Here is a 14,986-nt window from a genome sequence, read left to right as displayed (position 1 = left end):
TCGGCCGAATACCGCGCAAACCTCATCACCGTAATGGCCAAACGAGCAGTCGCTAAACTTAACAATTGAGAAGGCGTGGCCGCACGTCGACGGGGTATCAGGACCGGCATCGGCCCGGACAGCGCTGCGCCCGCACCACAAAAACACCACAGCCCGGATGGAAAACCATCCGGGCTGTTTTTGCTTTGGAACGAGCGTCCGGGAATGTTTCACGCCGCCGCTGCCTCGCTGACGAAACGGTATCTCGCCTTGGTTTTCCGTTTTGCACTGATGGTATGGTTAACAAATGGTAAGGATTTAGCAGTGATGACAAGTATTTAATCTAAAAATTCCCTCCGGAACGTACTATAGTGTCGCTTGAATCGAAGGGGCGGCGCTGGGTGTCAAGAAGTAAAACGCGACTTTCGATTGGATAATAGGTACAATAACGGAGAACGGTCATGTCACTTGCACGGTTCCTTTTGTCACTTGTTGCAGGCATGTGGTTGCTCGCCGTCCCCGCGGCCCACGCGTCCGGCCCCGTCGTTCTGACAGTCGAGGGCAATATCGAGGGCAAGGCAGCCCGAGATTTCACAATTGCCGATCTTGAGGCCATGGGCGTCAGTAAGGTCAAGACCTCGACGCCATGGCATGACAAGGTGGTTACCTTCGAAGGAATTCTCCTGTCCGATCTTCTGGACAAGCTCGGCAGCAAGGGCGAGATGATCGAAGGTGTCGCGCTCAACAATTTCTACACCGAGATTCCGGTATCCGACGCAACGGCCTACGGCGTTCTTCTGGCGTTCAAGGCGGACGGTGCCTATCTCGGGGTTCGCGACAAGGGGCCGCTTTTCGTCATCTATCCCTTCGACCGCTTTCCGGAGCTGAGAAACGAGCTCTATTACTCCCGTTCGATCTGGCAGTTGCGTCGTATCAAGTTGAAGTGAGCCGATGACCCTGTCGATCCTCCTCAAGCGTGCGACTGCCGTCGGTGACCGCTTCCGCCATTTGGCCATTTCGGTCCTGGTGGTTCTGGTGCTGGCGGTTCTGTTGCACGCCGAGGCGGTATTGACGACCGGGGGGGCGGTGGACAAGTCGATGCGCTACGACATCGCCATGTCGGGGCTCAACGGACGTGTCGACGCGATGACGGCACGGCAGCGCATCTCGCAATATGCAGCGACCGGCCGCATATCGGACGCGGAAGAGGCCTGGCTCTTCTACAATATCCTGGCGAGCCGTATCGAGACCTGGTCGTCGGGGGCGTTCGGTGCCTTCGTTGCCGCATCGCCGCGGCGCAAGGCCATGCTCGACGAACTGTCCCAGGACGTGGCATCGATCGAAAGCGACTATGCGGCCTTGCCGGATCGGGCGGCGCTGGCGCGTATCGATGCGGTGCTCGAAAAGGCTGTCGGCGTGATCGACCGTATCGGCGGCGAGGCGCTGATGGACAATCTGGTCGAGGCCGCCGAAACCCGCGCCACATTGCTCGAGCGCCAGAGGCTGCAGAACATCCTGGTTGAGGTGCTGGTCGGTACCGGTGCCGTGCTGCTGCTGTTCATGTCTATCCAGGCCCGCTCGCTGCGCCGGGCGAGGGCAACAGCCGAGCAGACAGCGCGCGAGTTCGAGTTCGCCGCTCGCCATGATCCGTTGACGGGCTTGCCCAACCGCATCGCCTTCCACGACTCGCTGGAGCAGGCGATATCGACTGCCAGACCGCGAGAGAGCGGACGGCTTGCCGTCCTTGCGCTCGATCTCGACGGGTTCAAGGCGGTCAACGACATTCTCGGCCATGCGTCCGGCGACGATCTGCTGCGTTCGGTCGCCGACAGGTTGCGCCGGATTGTTGCCGACTGGGGCCCGCGCGACGTGGTCTCGCGGCTCGGCGGCGACGAGTTCACGGTGCTGACCCGGCTTTCCGGCGGAGAAGAAGAGGCCGTGTCCAGGGGCAAGCTGCTCATCGACGGGCTGCACGAGGCCCATACGCTGAGCGGCGGCAATGTGGTGGTCAACGCGACGATCGGCGTTGCGCTGGCGCAAGACGACGAGAGCGGCTCGTCGATGCTGCAGAACGCGGATCTCGCGTTGAGCCATGCCAAGGCAACCGGCAAGGGCCGCGTGCAGCTTTACGACGTTTCCATGCGCGCGGACGCAACACGCCGCCGCCAGATCGAGGAAGGCATCACCCAGGCGCTGGAGGACGGGGACATCGCGACCCACTACCAGCCTCAGGTCGACATGCTGACCGGACGCATCGTCGGGCTTGAGGCGCTGGCCCGCTGGCGTCATCCGGCGCTCGGCTGGGTACCTCCCAGCGAGTTCATTCCCATTGCCGAGGCGTCGGGCCGGATCGTCGAGATCGGCGAGCGGATCCTGGAGCAGGCCTGCCGCGACACCCTGGCGCTGCCCATCGAGCTGCCGGTCGCGGTCAACCTGTCGGTGGCGCAGCTTGCGCGCGAGGATCTGGCCGAGACCGTTGCCGATGTGCTGTTGCGCTTCGGCTTGCCGGCGTCGCGGTTGAAACTGGAAGTGACCGAAAGCGTCGTCATGAAGGACACGCGCCGGGCGATCGCGACCCTGAAGAAACTAAAGGCCCTCGGCGTTTCGATCTCGCTCGACGATTTCGGAACCGGCTATTCGGCGCTGTCTTACCTGCGCAGTTTCCAGTGGGACGAGTTGAAGATCGACCGCAGTTTCGTGCGCTCGCTGGAGAGCGACCGTCACAGCCTGTCGATCGTCACGTCGATCCTGGAACTGGCCGCACGGCTCGATATCGGCGTGACTGTGGAAGGGGTGGAGACGAAGCAGCAGGTCGCGCTGCTGACCGGTGCCGGCTGCCGGGTGGCGCAGGGGTTCCTGTTCGGCGCCCCCGTGCCGGCGACCGATCTCGTTGCGCTGCTGGCGCGTGGCGGCAGGGTGGGTGGCGGGTTGGAAAACTTCGCGTTGCCAGCGGTCGTGACGCCTGCGCGGGGCCTGATTTGATCCACCCATTTGCCGATCTTCGGCGAAGCTGCTAACCAGATCGAAGGTGCCCGTGAAACGCCTGTCCGGGAGGGATGGGCGCCGGGGCGCGGCTTGCCTCAAGCCGCATTTTCTTCACAGGAGGTATGTGCGTCCCATGTCCGAACCTTGCATCATCTGCGTGGCGATCACCGGTTCCGTGCCGCAGAAATCGGACAATCCAGCGGTGCCGATCACCGTTGCGGAACAGGTCGAGAGCACGCAGGAAGCGTTCGAGGCCGGAGCAACCATCGCCCATTGCCACGTGCGCGAGGAGGACGGCAAGCCGACCTCCGATCCGGAGCGCTTTGCCCGGCTGGTCGAGGGGCTGAAGAAGCACTGCCCCGGCATGATCATCCAGCTGTCGACCGGCGGGCGCTCGGGTGCCGGCAAGGCGCGGGGTGGCATGTTGCCGCTGGCGCCCGACATGGCGTCGCTTTCGGTGGGCTCCAACAATTTCCCGACGCGGGTCTACGAGAACCCGCCGGACCTCGTCGACTGGCTGGCCTCGGAAATGCTGACCTACAACGTCAAGCCGGAGATCGAGGCCTTCGACCTGTCGCATGTCTTTCAGGCCGCGTCCATGGTCAAGGATGGCCGGCTCAAGGGGCCGCTGCATGTCCAGTTCGTGATGGGCGTGAAGAATGCCATGCCTGCCGACCGCAAGGTCTTCGAATTCTATGTCGAGACCTTGAAGCGGCTGATGCCGGAGGCGACATGGACGGGCGCGGGCATTGGCCGCAATCAGATCGAGTTGAACCGCTGGAGCCTTGAGCTTGGCGGCCATTGCCGCACCGGCCTTGAGGACAATGTGCGCCTCGACAAGGAGCGGCTTGCACCCTCCAACGCTGCGCTGGTGCAGCGGGTCGTCGATCTTTGCCCGGAATACGGCCGCCATCCGGCGAGCGTTGCCGAGGCGCGCGCGCTTCTGGGGCTTGCCGCATAAGATCCGACCGGGGGCGCCTGGAGCCCGTGGCATGGACAAAAAAAGGCCCGTACCGGCATCGGTACGGGCCCTTTGTTTTTCGGAAGCGGCAAGCTTACCTGCCGGCCAGTTCGTCCTTGAGGCTCATCACGTCTTTCGCCGACATCTCGCCGACCGTCGTGACCTCGCCGGACGAGATCCGCCACAGGCGGAACGGACCGGTGATGTCGCCGTATTCGTCGAAGCCGACCGGCCCGATGACGCCTTCGTACTTGATGGGCTTGCCGGCCTTGATCAGTTCAAGCGCCTTGGCGAACTCATCCTTGCCCGCGAAGATCGGCTCGCCGTCCGCGGCAACCACCTGCGGGATGGCGGCCTTGATAGCATCGGCTTCGGCGGAGCCTGCCTTGGCGATGGCGAGGCCGACAATGGCGCCGGCATCGTAGGAACGGTCGGCGGCCGGAGCGCTCGGCTCGATGCCGCCGGAGAAGTCCTTGTAGGCGCCGTAGAAATACTCCGTCGACTTGGTCGGCGTGGTGCCGGACGACGTGCCGAAGGCATTGTCGAGGAACTTCGCGCCGACGCTCTCGATGAAGTCGGTGGAGTTCATGCCGTCGTTCAGCAGGAAGGTCTGCGGTCCGCCCTGCGAGATCCAGGCGCGGGCGATGGTGGCGCCGTCGACCGGATAGCTGACGAGATAGAGCGCTTCCGGTTCGCCCGCCATTGCGGCGGACGCTTCGGCCGAGTAGCTCGCCTGCTTCTCGTTGTAGGGGGTCGTGGACGTGATGGTGCCGCCGAGCTTTTCGAAGGCGGAGGAGAACTCGCGCACCATGTTCACGCCGAAGTCGTTGTTCACATGGATGATGGCGAGCTTGTTCAGCCCCTGGTCGATAGCGTATTTCGCCGCCGCGGTGCCCTGCAGGGCGTCGGAGGTGATCGTGCGGAAGAAGTAGCCGCCGCTCTTGCCGTCGCGGGCGAGCTGGGTCAGCGTCGGCGAGGAGGAGGCGGGCGAGACCTGGACAACGCCGGCCGGGGCGGTGACCGAGGTCAGGATCGGGATGGAGACCGAGGAGATGATGCCGCCGATGACGACAGGCACCTTCTTGATGTTGACCAGTTGGGTGGCCTGATCCACGGCAACATTGCCCTGGCTCTGGCTGTCGCGGGTGTCTGTCACCAGCTTGCAGCCGTCCAGAACGCCGCCGGCGTCATTGAGATCGCGAAACGCCATCTCGACCGACTTGGCGCCGGCCTGGCCGTACTGGCCGGCAGGGCCGGTGAGTTCGAGGACGAGGCCGACGGTGACCTCGCAGGCCTGTGCCGCCGAACCTGCCGCCAATGCGGCGAGGACGCCGCCGGCAAGCGCGGAAGTCCATTTCAACTTGCTCATTGCTGTTCCCCTTCTCGTCATTCTGCCGCCGGTTGCTCGTCCGTGCGGTCATTGATCCAGGTTTCCTGGACGAAGCGCCACGCCACCCCCAGGGGAGCGTCGGCATTTCTGGAGAACAGCGCGCCTGCACGGCGGAAGGTGGTCCTTCCGCCGTGCTCCTGCCGTTCCACATAGGTCATCAGGGCGTCGTCGCCGGTCTCACGCAGAACCGCCACATCCTCGATGGCGATCGCGAAACCCTCGGCAAAGCGCCCCCTTGCGGCGGCCAGCATCGACGTCAGGCCTTCGTGGTCCTGTAGGGCGCCGTCTGGGCCGATGCGATGAAAGTCCGGTTCGAATGCGGCAAGCGCGGCGGCAAAGGCGCTGTCTTCGAGCCGGCCGGCGAACCAGTCGACGAAGAACTCGTGCCGGGCGACGATCTCGCGCGCGGCGGCAGCGCCGATGTCGCCTGTGTTCGTCATGCGGCTTTCTCGTCGTTGAGGTTGTATTTCATGATGCGTCCGTGGCGCCCGTGGCGGTCGCGCTCCAGCGTGTAGACATCGCCGTCCAGCTCGCGGGCGGAGGCGAGAACCTCAGCGATCTTCGCGCGGTCGCCGGCATCCAGGGCGATCTCGCAAAGGCCGAGATTGGAGGGAAGGTGCGCCCGGTTGCGCGCGCCGACGATGACCGCGCCGACCTGATCGCGGTCCAGCACGCAGCGGCTGGCAACGCTGGCGATGTCGGTGCCGTGCTTGTCGGCGACTTGCTTGAGGGCGGCCAGCAGTGCCTGAAACAGGTCCCAACCGCCGAAATCCTCGATGATCAGCTTGTATTTGACCAGCGAGCGGTTCTCCAGGTCCGCAACCGGCTCGGCTTGGCCCAGCCACTTCTCGCTCAGGAAACCGCCAGCGACCGTGCCATAGCACAGGAAGGACATGCCGTTGTCGCGGGCGATGCCGGCAAGCCGCTTGGCCGGGCGCGTGTCGAGCAGGGAATACTGCACCTGTGCCGAGACGAGAGGCACGCCTGCAGCCAGCATGGCGGCAACATGATCGCTGTCGAAATTGGTGACGCCGATATTGCGGATCTTACCGGCCTGGCGCAGCTCCTTCAGCCACAGGGCGACATCCAGCCAGCCGGGAGCATTGTAGTCCCACCAGTGGAACTGCACGAGGTCCAGCCGCTCGCAGCGCAGCCGTGACAGCGAACGGTCGACCAGCTCTTCCACATGCGCGCGGTCGATGCCGATCAAGCGGTCGAGATCCGGCACCAGCTTGGTGTGGACGCAGATCCGGGACAGGGCTTCCTCTCCCCGCAAGTCACGGTAGCGCTCGCGGAAGGCGCCGATCAGTTCTTCCACGCCGGTGTAGATGTCGGCGCAGTCGAAGGTGGTGATGCCGGCATCGGCAAAGGCGACCATGTCGTCGATTGCCGTGTCGCGGTCGACCGCGCCGTGCCCACCGGCGAGCTGCCAGCCACCGCGGATGACGCGGGAGATGACGTGATCGTCTTTCAGGACATGGGTTTCCATCTTGGTCACGGGGTCACTCGCCGTTTGCGCTGTCGCCAGCGGCATCTGGAAGGGGAACGGCAGTGGTCGCCGCATGGGAGAAACGGCGCAGACCGAGCCGCGTGATGCGCAACCGGCTGGCGCAGTTGGGATCGGGGCAGGCGACATCCGCGTCGCTGGTCATCCAGTCGTTGGGATGAGTCGGGCGCTGCTTTGCCGCCAGCAAGGGCAGGACGGCCGCGATGGAATAGATCGAGAAGCCCTGGCCGGGCGGCATGTGCAACATCTCGCCGCGCAGCTCGAAGTGATCGCCCGGCTTTGCCCCGCAATAGACCTTGCCGCCGTCCTCCGGCATCACCGCTTCGACCCGCAGATCGTAGAGCTCGAAGCTGTCGTCGTTCGCCTCGTGGCTCATCGGGTTTCCTCGCCGGTTTCGGTCAGGTGCTTGCGCAGGATGTCGAAGGCACGTCCGATATCCGCCTTGAGCGCGGCTTGTGCGGCCGGCGTGTCGCGCCGGGTTACGGCCTCGACGATCTCGCGGTGAAAGTGGGTGGCGGATCGGTCGGTGACGGGATCGAAGAGGCGGGCGGAGGCGCGCAGATACGGGCCCGACTGCAGCCACAGGCTCTCGATGATCGGGATCATCACCTGCGATCCGGCCGCGCGATAGAGCGTGAAGTGGAAGGCGTGGTTGAGGTCGGCCGCCTCGCCGGAGATTTCCCGGCCCCTGGTTGCCAGTACGGCATCGCAGGCATCGGTCAGATGCACCAGTTCCTCGACGAGCGCATCCGTGACGTTCGGCATGGCAAGGCCGATGATCTCGCTCTCGATAATCGCGCGCGCGCGGGCCAGATCCTCCAGGCGGTCGCGGGAGATCAGCGGCACGCGGACGGAGCGGTTGGGCATCGCCTCAAGTGCCTGCTCCGAGATCAGGCGGGCCAGAGCCTCGCGCACGGGCATGGTACTGGTGCCGAGGCGGTTGGAGACGTCGACGATGCGCAGGACTTCGCCGGGGTCGAAGAGGCCCTGGATCAGGGATCGGCGCAGCTCGTCATAGACGCTGTCCTGAACCGTGCGCCGGCCGACCGGATTGAGCGGAGCCAGCGCGCCTTCGGTGTCGCCAGCCTCGGTCGCGGCGCCTGCAACACGCAGCGGTCTGCTAGCCGTCCTTGCAGCCATCGCCTCCTCCTTGGCTTCCCCCTCCGGGGCAGGTCGCGAGGTGTGAGGGTGCCGGAATGCGGCCGAAGCACCCCACAAGGCGGTGGTCTCGCTCCCCTCGAAGCCTGCCGAAAAACCTGTCTGTTCCATCTTTACAATCAAACGCGATCTGTGATCAAGATATGTTTGATCAAACATCACGGATCGCGAGGCGGTCCTTTGGTGGCTGTCGATTGCCTTTTGGAGGTCGTGACAGACAGGGCGTAAAGACCCTGCCGCCGGGCGCCGGGATAAGGAGCGGATCCTTGCAGTCAGTCAGCAGCGCTGCGGACGGGGCAGTGCACAGATCGGCCGGCGGAGTGCCGCCGGTTCTGTCGGCCAGGGGCGTTGCCCGGCGGTTCGGCGGGAACCGGGCGGTGGACGGCATGTCGCTGGACCTCCAGGCCGGGGAGATCGTCGGGCTGATCGGCCCGAACGGCGCAGGCAAGACCACCTTCTTCAGCCTGATCGCCGGAAGTCTCGTGCCGGATGCGGGCGAAATCCGCCTCAAGGGAGAGCGGATAGAACGCCAGACGGCCTCGCGGCGACTGGCCATGGGGCTGGGGCGCACGTTCCAGATCCCGCGTCCCTTCGCCGGCATGAGCATCCTCGACAATGTCATGGCGGCGGCGCAAAACCAGACCGGCGAGAGCATCCTGCGCAACTTCCTGCAGCCCGGTACCGTTCGGGCGGAGGAGCGTGCGGCGCGCGAACGGGCGAGGGCGCTGATCGATTTCGTGACCCTCGGCCATCTCGTCGACCAGCCGGCCCGCGTCCTGTCCGGCGGTCAGCGCAAGCTGCTGGAGCTTGCCCGCGTGATGATGGCCGAGCCGGCGGTGATCCTGCTCGACGAGCCGGCCGCGGGCGTCAATCCGGCGCTGCTCGATGTCATCATCGACCGGATCGTCGAGATCAACCGGATGGGCGTCAGTATCCTCCTCATCGAGCACAACATGGACATGATCGCCCGTCTGTGCGGGCGGATCGTCGTGATGGCGGCCGGGCGGGAGCTGGCGGCTGGCACTCCGGCGGAGATCATGGCCAACCGCGAGGTCGCGGAAGCCTATCTCGGCGAAGTCTTGCCGGAGGTCGCGCCATGACGACGGCCGCATCCGCTCCGAGGGCGCCGCTTGCGACCCGCGGCCTCGTCGCCGGCTACGAGCCGGACCTGCCTATCGTCAAGGGGATCGACTTCACTCTGGCGCCGGGCGAATTCGTCACGGTGCTCGGGCCGAACGGGGCCGGCAAGTCGACCTTCGTCAAGGCGATTGCCGGGCTCGTGCCGCTGCATGGCGGCTCTCTGCATCTCTCCGGTCGGGACATTACCGGCCTGCCGCGCCATGAACTCGTGCGTCAGGGGCTGGCCTTCGTGCCGCAGACGGAGAACATTTTCGCGACCCTGACGATCCGCGAGAACCTGCAGGTGGCCGCCGCCGTCCTGCCCAAGGCGGAACGCCAGCAGCGCATCGACGCGATGCTCGCGGCCTATCCCGATCTTGCAAGTCGGCCGGGCGCGCTTGCCGGCGGTCTGTCCGGGGGACAGCGCCAGATGCTGGCGACCGCACGCGCGCTCCTTGTCGAGCCGAAGGTACTGATCCTCGACGAGCCGTCTGCGGGCCTGTCGCCCAAGGCGGTTTCGGAAATGTTTGCGCGGCTGGTCGAGATCAATCGTAGCGGCGTACCGATCCTTTTGGTCGAGCAAAATGTCAGGGCGGCTCTGGCGATTGCCTCGCGCGCCGTGATCCTGGTGGACGGCCTGCTGCGCCACGATGCACCGGCGGCGGATCTCGCCGCCGATCCGGATATCGGCCGCCTGTTCCTTGGCGCCCATGCGGACGGCGCCGCTACCGCCGGGGAGGGGACACGATGAGCGGCCAGATCCTGCTCGAGGGCCTGCTTGCCGGAGCTATGATCGGCCTCGGTGCGGTCGGCCTGACGCTGACCTATTCGATCCTGCGCTTTGCCAATTTCGCCCATGGCGAGTTGCTCAGCTGGGGCGCCTATCTCTCGCTCAGCCTGTCGCTGGCCATCGGTGCGGTGTCCGGCGCCAGCCTAGCCCCGCTCGATCCGTTCAGCGTGTCGGTGGCGCTGATCCTCGCCGGGCTGCTGGCCATGGCGCTCACCGCGGTTCTGGCGCTCGCCGTCGACCATCTCCTGTTCGCCAGGCTGAGACGGCGCGGGGCAACCGCGATCATCGTGGTGATGGCCAGCTTCGGAGCGTCCATGGCGCTGCGCAGCCTGCTGGAATTCTTCTACACCTCGAAGCCCGCCTACTATTCCCGCGAACTGCAGATCGCCATGCCGCTGCCCGGCGGCATTCGCGCAACGCCCGACCAGCTGTTGCTGATCGGTCTGGCCTTCGTGGCGGTGATCGCCGTTCATCTGCTGCTCACCCGCACGGATCTCGGCCGGGCCATGCGCGCTGTCAGCGAGAACCCCGCGCTCGCCGGTGTCGTCGGCATCGATACGGCGAAGATCGTGCGCGCGGTGTGGATCATCGGCGGCGCACTGGCTTGTACGGCGGGCACCATGTCGGGCCTGCTGGTGCAGATCCGTCCCTATATGGGTTTCGACCTGCTGCTGCCGCTTTTCGCCGCCGTCATCCTTGGCGGTATCGGTTCGGTGCCCGGCGCCATGCTCGGCGGGCTGCTGGTCGGTTTGTGCGAGGCGCTGGCGGTGCAGACGATCGGCGCCGAATGGCGGGCGGCCGTTGCCTTCGCCGTGATCACCGCCGTGCTGGTGCTGCGTCCCACGGGCCTGTTCGGGAGGGCGGCATGAGCCTGGAACTCCTCGCCTATTGCGCCTTCTTCCTGACCGTCGCGCTGACCTATGCGGTGATCGTTCTCGGTCTCAACGTGCAGTGGGGCCAGACGGGGCTGTTCAATGTCGGCGTCGCCGGGTTCGTTGCCGTCGGGGCCTATGTCTCGGCGCTGCTGACCTCGCCGGCGGTGGATGGGCGCGTCGGCGGCTTCGACCTGCCGATCATCGTCGGCTGGCTGGGTGCCTTCGTTGCCTCCGGGCTGCTTTCGGCGCTGATCGGCTGGATGACCATTCGACTGCGCGCCGACTATCTGGCGATTTCCACCTTCGGCATTGCGGTCACCGTGCAACTTGCCGTACTCAATCTCGAGGGCATCACGGGCGGTCCTTTCGGCATCAGCCTCATCCCGCGTCCCTTCGGCGATCTGGTCGGCCGCTCGCTCGCCTTCTCTCTCGCCAATCTGGCGCTTCTCGTCGCCGTGGTGTTCGGCCTGTATCTGATGCTCCAGCATCTGGCGAAAAGCCCCTGGGGCCGTGCGCTGAGGGCGATCCGCGAGGACGAGGTGGCGGCAGAGGCGCTCGGCAAGAGCCCGCGCCGCTTCCGCATCGAGGCCTTTGCGCTTGGCGGGGCGATCATGGGCCTTGGAGGTGCGGCGCAGGCGCATTTCATCGGCTTCATCGCGCCGGAGAACTACCTGCCGATGTTGACTTTCCAGGTCTGGGCGATGCTCATCGTCGGCGGTTCCGGCAACAATCGCGGCGCCATCCTCGGCGCGCTGTTGGTCTGGGCGCTGTGGGCGGCATCGTCCGCCGTGGTCGAGGCGCTGGCTCCCGCCGGGGAGCAGGCCCGCGCCGCCTCGCTGCAGACCGTGATCATCGGTGTCGCACTTTGCGCCATCCTTCTCTTCCGCCCGCAAGGGCTGCTTCCCGAGCCTGGCGGCGCACGTCGCCGCTTGCCTTTTCTTCACAGATGGCGCGGCACACCCGCCGCCACGACAGGATCCGACCGCACATGACCAGCCGTCCCGATACGACGAAACTCGGCCCCGACCTCGAAATCAGCCGAATTCTGACCGGTCTCTGGCAGATCGCCGACATCGAGAAGGACGGAACGCCCGTCGATCTGGACGCTGCAGCCGGCCATCTCGCAGACTACGCGGCCGCCGGCTTCACCACCTTCGACATGGCGGACCATTACGGCAATGCGGAGCTCGTTGCCGGTCGTCTGCTGGCGCGCCACGGCGAGGGGGAGGGCCGCCCGCTCGCCTTCACCAAATGGTGCCCCGAGCCCGGCCCGATGACCGAGGAGGTGGTGCGTGCCGGCGTTCAGGAGCGGCTCGACCGGCTCGGCGTTGCATGCGTCGACCTGCTGCAGTTCCACTGGTGGACCTTCGAACATCCGGGCTGGCTCGATGCTCTCAAGCATCTTGCGAAGCTCCGCGAGGAAGGGCTCATCCGCGAGATCGGCGTGACCAACTTCGACGCGGGCCATCTGCGCGTCGCGCTGGCCGAGAACCTGCCCATCGTTTCCAACCAGGTGTCTTTCTCGGTGGTCGACCGGCGGGCGGCCGGTGCCCTGACCGCCCTTTGCCAGGAGCGAGGCGTGCGTCTTCTCGCCTATGGCACGCTGTGCGGCGGGTTCCTGTCCGAACGCTGGCTCGGCAAGCAGGAACCGACCCAGATCGCCGACTGGAGCCGGATGAAGTACAAGCGCTTCATCGACACGGCTGGCGGCTGGCAGGCCTTTCAGGGGCTGCTTTCGGCACTCGATCACATCGCCTGCAAGCACGGAGTTTCCCTGTCCAACGTCGCGACCCGCTGGGTGCTGGAAACGCCCTCCGTTGCCGGGGTGATCATCGGTGCGCGGGTCGGCGAGAGCGAGCACCGGGCCGACAATCTCCGCCTCTTCGGTTTTGCGCTCGATGACGAGGACCGTGCCCGTCTGGAGAGTGCTTTCGGCGCGATGCAGCCGATCCCCGGCGATTGCGGCGACGAGTACCGCCGCCCGCCCTTCCTCACCGCTTCGGGCGATCTCAGCCACCACCTCGACCAGATCCCCAGCGTCTATACGCCGGAGCCGGTGCCGGGCCGGCCCAACCGCTGGCGCCTGTCGTCGGGCAGCATCTGGGAGCCGCTTGCCGGCTTCAGCCGGGCGATGCGCATCGGCGACCGGGTTCTCGTCTCCGGCACGACCGCGACCCATGGCGCCGACCATTGCGTCGCGCCGGGCGATGCCGAGGCCCAGACCACCTATATCCTCGACAAGATCGCCGCGGCGCTTACCGCTTTCGGTGGTTCGATGGAGGACGTGGTGCGCACGCGGGTCTACCTGCAGGATGTCGGCGCATGGGAAGGCCCGTCGCGTGCGCATGGGAGGGTTTTCGGCGAGATCCGTCCCGCCAACACCATGCTGGCCGTCGGTGATCTCATCGGTGGCTACGAGGTGGAGATCGAGGTCGAGGCGGTGCTCGACCCGCAGTAAGACGCAGGTCGCCCGCGCTCAGCCGATGGCGCGCCAGGCCAGATAGCCTAGGCCGGCAAGCGCGCCTGCCGGCAGCAGCCGGAAGGCGATGAGGCCGACGATATCCTCCAGCGGGTAGGCGGGCCGGTCGAACCAGAAGGTCGGCCGGCTCTCGATCACGTTGAGGATGTATTTGCGCCGGTCGCGCGGGCGGACGGGCAGGCGTGGCAGCTCGAAGGGCAGCATGTCGAGCACATGCTTCGTGCACAGGCGGTTCTCGGCCGGGAAGTGGAAGAAGAACGGCTTGCCGCCCGTGCGGGTGTTCGTCAGGTGGGTGCCGTCGAACCGGTAGAGCTTGCGTTCCAGCCCCGACTGGCAGGCCGAGCTGGCGAAGATCTCCTGATCGTAGTCGAGCGCGGCCCGGCCGGGGTTTTCCATGAACCACTTGTTGATCAGCGACTGGTCGCAGTCGACGGCGCTGGCATAGTCGAGCTCGCCAAGCATGGCGGCAAGCGCGCCCGCCGTTCCGACATAACCGCCCGAATTGAGATAGCGATACATGCCGCTCTTGCCGCCGGCCGGCGGGTAGGCCCGGGAGGCGGCAAGGCGCCCGGGCAGCTTCCAGGTGAAGCCGGGCTCGGTAGAGAGGACGATGGGACTGGCGAAGGCGCGATAGCGTGCGGCAAGCTCCGCCGGATCGCGGATCAGCACCACGTCGAAGGCATCGGTGTACACGACGAGCTCGTCGGCGGGCAGGCGCGCCAGATGCTCGCCCAGCATCCGCATGGCGGCAAGGTGTCCGGGATAGGGCTTGCCGGTCCACACGATGTCCGGCGTGACGCCGAAACGGGCGAGCGAGGCGCGATAGCGGGCCAGCCCAGGGCCCTCATGGGAGGCGAGCGTGACAAAACGCGGCACGGATGCGGCGGCCCCGCCCTGCTGTTCCCGCTCGTTCATCGCGCCCTCCGCCAAATGCTTGAGCGAAAGCGTTTACTCCGGCCGGTCCGGCCGGGCAAAGGCTTTCAGGTCAGCGGCGTTGCGAAGGAGGCGGAGGGACGCCCTTCCTTGATCCGCTCGGCTTCCAGCTGGGCGATCTTCAGGTCGATGACCGTCCGGTCGAGCATGCCCGAAACGTTGTCGGAGGTCGGCAGCGTCTCGGCGACATGCAGGTATCGCTCGGCAGCCACCGTCATCAGCCGGCGCAGTTCCGGCAAGGGATCTGGATGGTCGTCCGTGCGGATGTCGAGCCAGGGATAGGCCTCGCCCCGCACGATCTTCAGGGCTGCCGACTGCTTGCCGCGCTTGTCGCCGCCGGCGGCCTCTCCGGCTTCCATGGCGGTGAGAAGCCTGTCGGCGAAGGCCTTTTGCGGATGGTCGAGATAGGCCTGGAGGGTGTCGTCGAGCACCTTTGGACCGACCAGCATGTTTCCTGCGACCGAAACGCCCTCGGCAACGCGGTGTCCTGCCCAGGCAACGCATTTCTCGCCCGTGAAGACGGCGCTGCGTCCGGCCGCATCCAGCACGTGGAGTTGCCGCGAATGGGCCCCGGCATCGCGTCCGGTCATCGCCGCGACGACCTCCTCGGCCGACGCACCGGATTGCAGCATCTTCAGCCCGTCCGTTCCGTAGAGCGGCGAGATGAAGGCCTGGGTGGCAATGGCGCCGACACCGCCTGCCATGTGCGGGACGATGGCGCCGACCGCGAAGAAGCGGCTGGCGACGGCGATGCCGAACTGGCCGGTCGCGGCGTCGCGGGCCACAATCGAGTAAGTCATTCAGGCGGTC

Annotated in this window: 15 protein-coding genes; 8 read left to right on the top strand and 7 right to left on the bottom strand. The window is 65.9% G+C overall.

The window, feature by feature from the left end; all coding sequences use genetic code 11:
• Positions 1–440: 440 nt before the first annotated feature.
• From ACVJ6E_RS12960 to ACVJ6E_RS12950, 3 genes are all read left to right on the top strand, one after another.
• A complete protein-coding gene (locus ACVJ6E_RS12960; protein WP_147421796.1) occupies positions 441–926 on the top strand; it encodes a molybdopterin-binding protein in 486 nt (161 codons plus the stop codon).
• Positions 927–930: 4 nt separating this feature from the next.
• On the top strand, positions 931–2,961 hold the full coding sequence (locus ACVJ6E_RS12955) for a bifunctional diguanylate cyclase/phosphodiesterase (protein ID WP_120266937.1): 2,031 nt from the start codon (positions 931–933) through the stop codon (positions 2,959–2,961).
• Between the two features lie 136 nt (positions 2,962–3,097).
• The gene (locus tag ACVJ6E_RS12950) at positions 3,098–3,925 is read left to right on the top strand and encodes a 3-oxoadipate:acetyl-CoA acetyltransferase (RefSeq protein ID WP_120266938.1); all 828 of its coding nucleotides are present in this window, start codon (positions 3,098–3,100) and stop codon (positions 3,923–3,925) included.
• 94 nt (positions 3,926–4,019) lie between these two features.
• Here the strand turns inward: ACVJ6E_RS12950 and ACVJ6E_RS12945 are convergent, their stop codons facing one another.
• From ACVJ6E_RS12945 to ACVJ6E_RS12925, 5 genes are read right to left on the bottom strand one after another with little or no spacing between them, the layout of a single operon-like run.
• A complete protein-coding gene (locus ACVJ6E_RS12945; protein WP_120266939.1) occupies positions 4,020–5,294 on the bottom strand; it encodes an ABC transporter substrate-binding protein in 1,275 nt (424 codons plus the stop codon).
• 17 nt (positions 5,295–5,311) lie between these two features.
• A complete protein-coding gene (locus tag ACVJ6E_RS12940; protein ID WP_120266940.1) occupies positions 5,312–5,755 on the bottom strand; it encodes a hypothetical protein in 444 nt (147 codons plus the stop codon).
• Positions 5,752–6,804 (bottom strand): aldo/keto reductase, encoded by a 1,053-nt coding sequence (locus ACVJ6E_RS12935; RefSeq protein ID WP_120268253.1) that lies wholly within the window; start codon positions 6,802–6,804, stop codon positions 5,752–5,754. Before ACVJ6E_RS12935 ends, ACVJ6E_RS12940 begins: the two co-directional genes overlap by 4 nt.
• Positions 6,805–6,817: 13 nt before the next feature.
• Positions 6,818–7,198, bottom strand: coding sequence for a TIGR04076 family protein (locus tag ACVJ6E_RS12930; RefSeq protein ID WP_120266941.1), 381 nt, complete (start codon positions 7,196–7,198; stop codon positions 6,818–6,820).
• The gene (locus ACVJ6E_RS12925; RefSeq protein ID WP_120266942.1) at positions 7,195–7,962 is read right to left on the bottom strand and encodes a GntR family transcriptional regulator; all 768 of its coding nucleotides are present in this window, start codon (positions 7,960–7,962) and stop codon (positions 7,195–7,197) included. Before ACVJ6E_RS12925 ends, ACVJ6E_RS12930 begins: the two co-directional genes overlap by 4 nt.
• Positions 7,963–8,279: 317 nt before the next feature.
• Here ACVJ6E_RS12925 and ACVJ6E_RS12920 point away from each other — a divergent pair, with 317 nt between their 5' ends.
• The 5 genes from ACVJ6E_RS12920 to ACVJ6E_RS12900 are packed head-to-tail and all read left to right on the top strand — an operon-like array spanning position 8,280 to position 13,222.
• Entirely contained in the window at positions 8,280–9,080 is an 801-nt protein-coding gene (locus tag ACVJ6E_RS12920; protein WP_491676468.1) for an ABC transporter ATP-binding protein, read from the top strand.
• Positions 9,077–9,850, top strand: a complete 774-nt coding sequence (locus ACVJ6E_RS12915) for a branched-chain amino acid ABC transporter ATP-binding protein (protein WP_120266944.1) — start codon at positions 9,077–9,079, stop codon at positions 9,848–9,850. The genes ACVJ6E_RS12920 and ACVJ6E_RS12915 overlap by 4 nt, the downstream gene beginning before the upstream one ends.
• On the top strand, positions 9,847–10,758 hold the full coding sequence (locus ACVJ6E_RS12910) for a branched-chain amino acid ABC transporter permease (protein WP_067217926.1): 912 nt from the start codon (positions 9,847–9,849) through the stop codon (positions 10,756–10,758). Before ACVJ6E_RS12915 ends, ACVJ6E_RS12910 begins: the two co-directional genes overlap by 4 nt.
• The gene (locus ACVJ6E_RS12905; RefSeq protein ID WP_120266945.1) at positions 10,755–11,756 is read left to right on the top strand and encodes a branched-chain amino acid ABC transporter permease; all 1,002 of its coding nucleotides are present in this window, start codon (positions 10,755–10,757) and stop codon (positions 11,754–11,756) included. Before ACVJ6E_RS12910 ends, ACVJ6E_RS12905 begins: the two co-directional genes overlap by 4 nt.
• The gene (locus ACVJ6E_RS12900) at positions 11,753–13,222 is read left to right on the top strand and encodes an aldo/keto reductase (RefSeq protein WP_120266946.1); all 1,470 of its coding nucleotides are present in this window, start codon (positions 11,753–11,755) and stop codon (positions 13,220–13,222) included. The genes ACVJ6E_RS12905 and ACVJ6E_RS12900 overlap by 4 nt, the downstream gene beginning before the upstream one ends.
• Positions 13,223–13,240: 18 nt before the next feature.
• Here the strand turns inward: ACVJ6E_RS12900 and ACVJ6E_RS12895 are convergent, their stop codons facing one another.
• Both ACVJ6E_RS12895 and ACVJ6E_RS12890 read right to left on the bottom strand, forming a co-directional pair.
• On the bottom strand, positions 13,241–14,158 hold the full coding sequence (locus tag ACVJ6E_RS12895; RefSeq protein ID WP_120266947.1) for a hypothetical protein: 918 nt from the start codon (positions 14,156–14,158) through the stop codon (positions 13,241–13,243).
• Positions 14,159–14,223: 65 nt separating this feature from the next.
• Entirely contained in the window at positions 14,224–14,976 is a 753-nt protein-coding gene (locus tag ACVJ6E_RS12890; protein WP_120266948.1) for a DUF1028 domain-containing protein, read from the bottom strand.
• Positions 14,977–14,986 lie beyond the last annotated feature (10 nt).

It is taken from the genome of Stappia sp. G46H5W, assembly GCF_058448995.1.
Note: the sequence above shows the minus strand (reverse complement) of the source record. Positions and strands in the feature narration are given on the sequence as shown.

Bases quoted from the DNA above. Each gene is read 5' to 3' on its own strand.
- ACVJ6E_RS12945 (WP_120266939.1), bottom strand. From the start codon at position 5,294: ATGAGCAAGTTGAAATGGACTTCCGCGCTTGCCGGCGGCGTCCTCGCC.
- ACVJ6E_RS12960 (WP_147421796.1), top strand. From the start codon at position 441: ATGTCACTTGCACGGTTCCTTTTGTCACTTGTTGCAGGCATGTGGTTG.
- ACVJ6E_RS12955 (WP_120266937.1), top strand. From the start codon at position 931: ATGACCCTGTCGATCCTCCTCAAGCGTGCGACTGCCGTCGGTGACCGC.
- ACVJ6E_RS12900 (WP_120266946.1), top strand. From the start codon at position 11,753: ATGACCAGCCGTCCCGATACGACGAAACTCGGCCCCGACCTCGAAATC.
- ACVJ6E_RS12925 (WP_120266942.1), bottom strand. From the start codon at position 7,962: ATGGCTGCAAGGACGGCTAGCAGACCGCTGCGTGTTGCAGGCGCCGCG.
- ACVJ6E_RS12940 (WP_120266940.1), bottom strand. From the start codon at position 5,755: ATGACGAACACAGGCGACATCGGCGCTGCCGCCGCGCGCGAGATCGTC.
- ACVJ6E_RS12890 (WP_120266948.1), bottom strand. From the start codon at position 14,976: ATGACTTACTCGATTGTGGCCCGCGACGCCGCGACCGGCCAGTTCGGC.
- ACVJ6E_RS12950 (WP_120266938.1), top strand. From the start codon at position 3,098: ATGTCCGAACCTTGCATCATCTGCGTGGCGATCACCGGTTCCGTGCCG.
- ACVJ6E_RS12935 (WP_120268253.1), bottom strand. From the start codon at position 6,804: ATGGAAACCCATGTCCTGAAAGACGATCACGTCATCTCCCGCGTCATC.
- ACVJ6E_RS12930 (WP_120266941.1), bottom strand. From the start codon at position 7,198: ATGAGCCACGAGGCGAACGACGACAGCTTCGAGCTCTACGATCTGCGG.
- ACVJ6E_RS12905 (WP_120266945.1), top strand. From the start codon at position 10,755: ATGAGCCTGGAACTCCTCGCCTATTGCGCCTTCTTCCTGACCGTCGCG.
- ACVJ6E_RS12910 (WP_067217926.1), top strand. From the start codon at position 9,847: ATGAGCGGCCAGATCCTGCTCGAGGGCCTGCTTGCCGGAGCTATGATC.
- ACVJ6E_RS12895 (WP_120266947.1), bottom strand. From the start codon at position 14,158: ATGAACGAGCGGGAACAGCAGGGCGGGGCCGCCGCATCCGTGCCGCGT.
- ACVJ6E_RS12915 (WP_120266944.1), top strand. From the start codon at position 9,077: ATGACGACGGCCGCATCCGCTCCGAGGGCGCCGCTTGCGACCCGCGGC.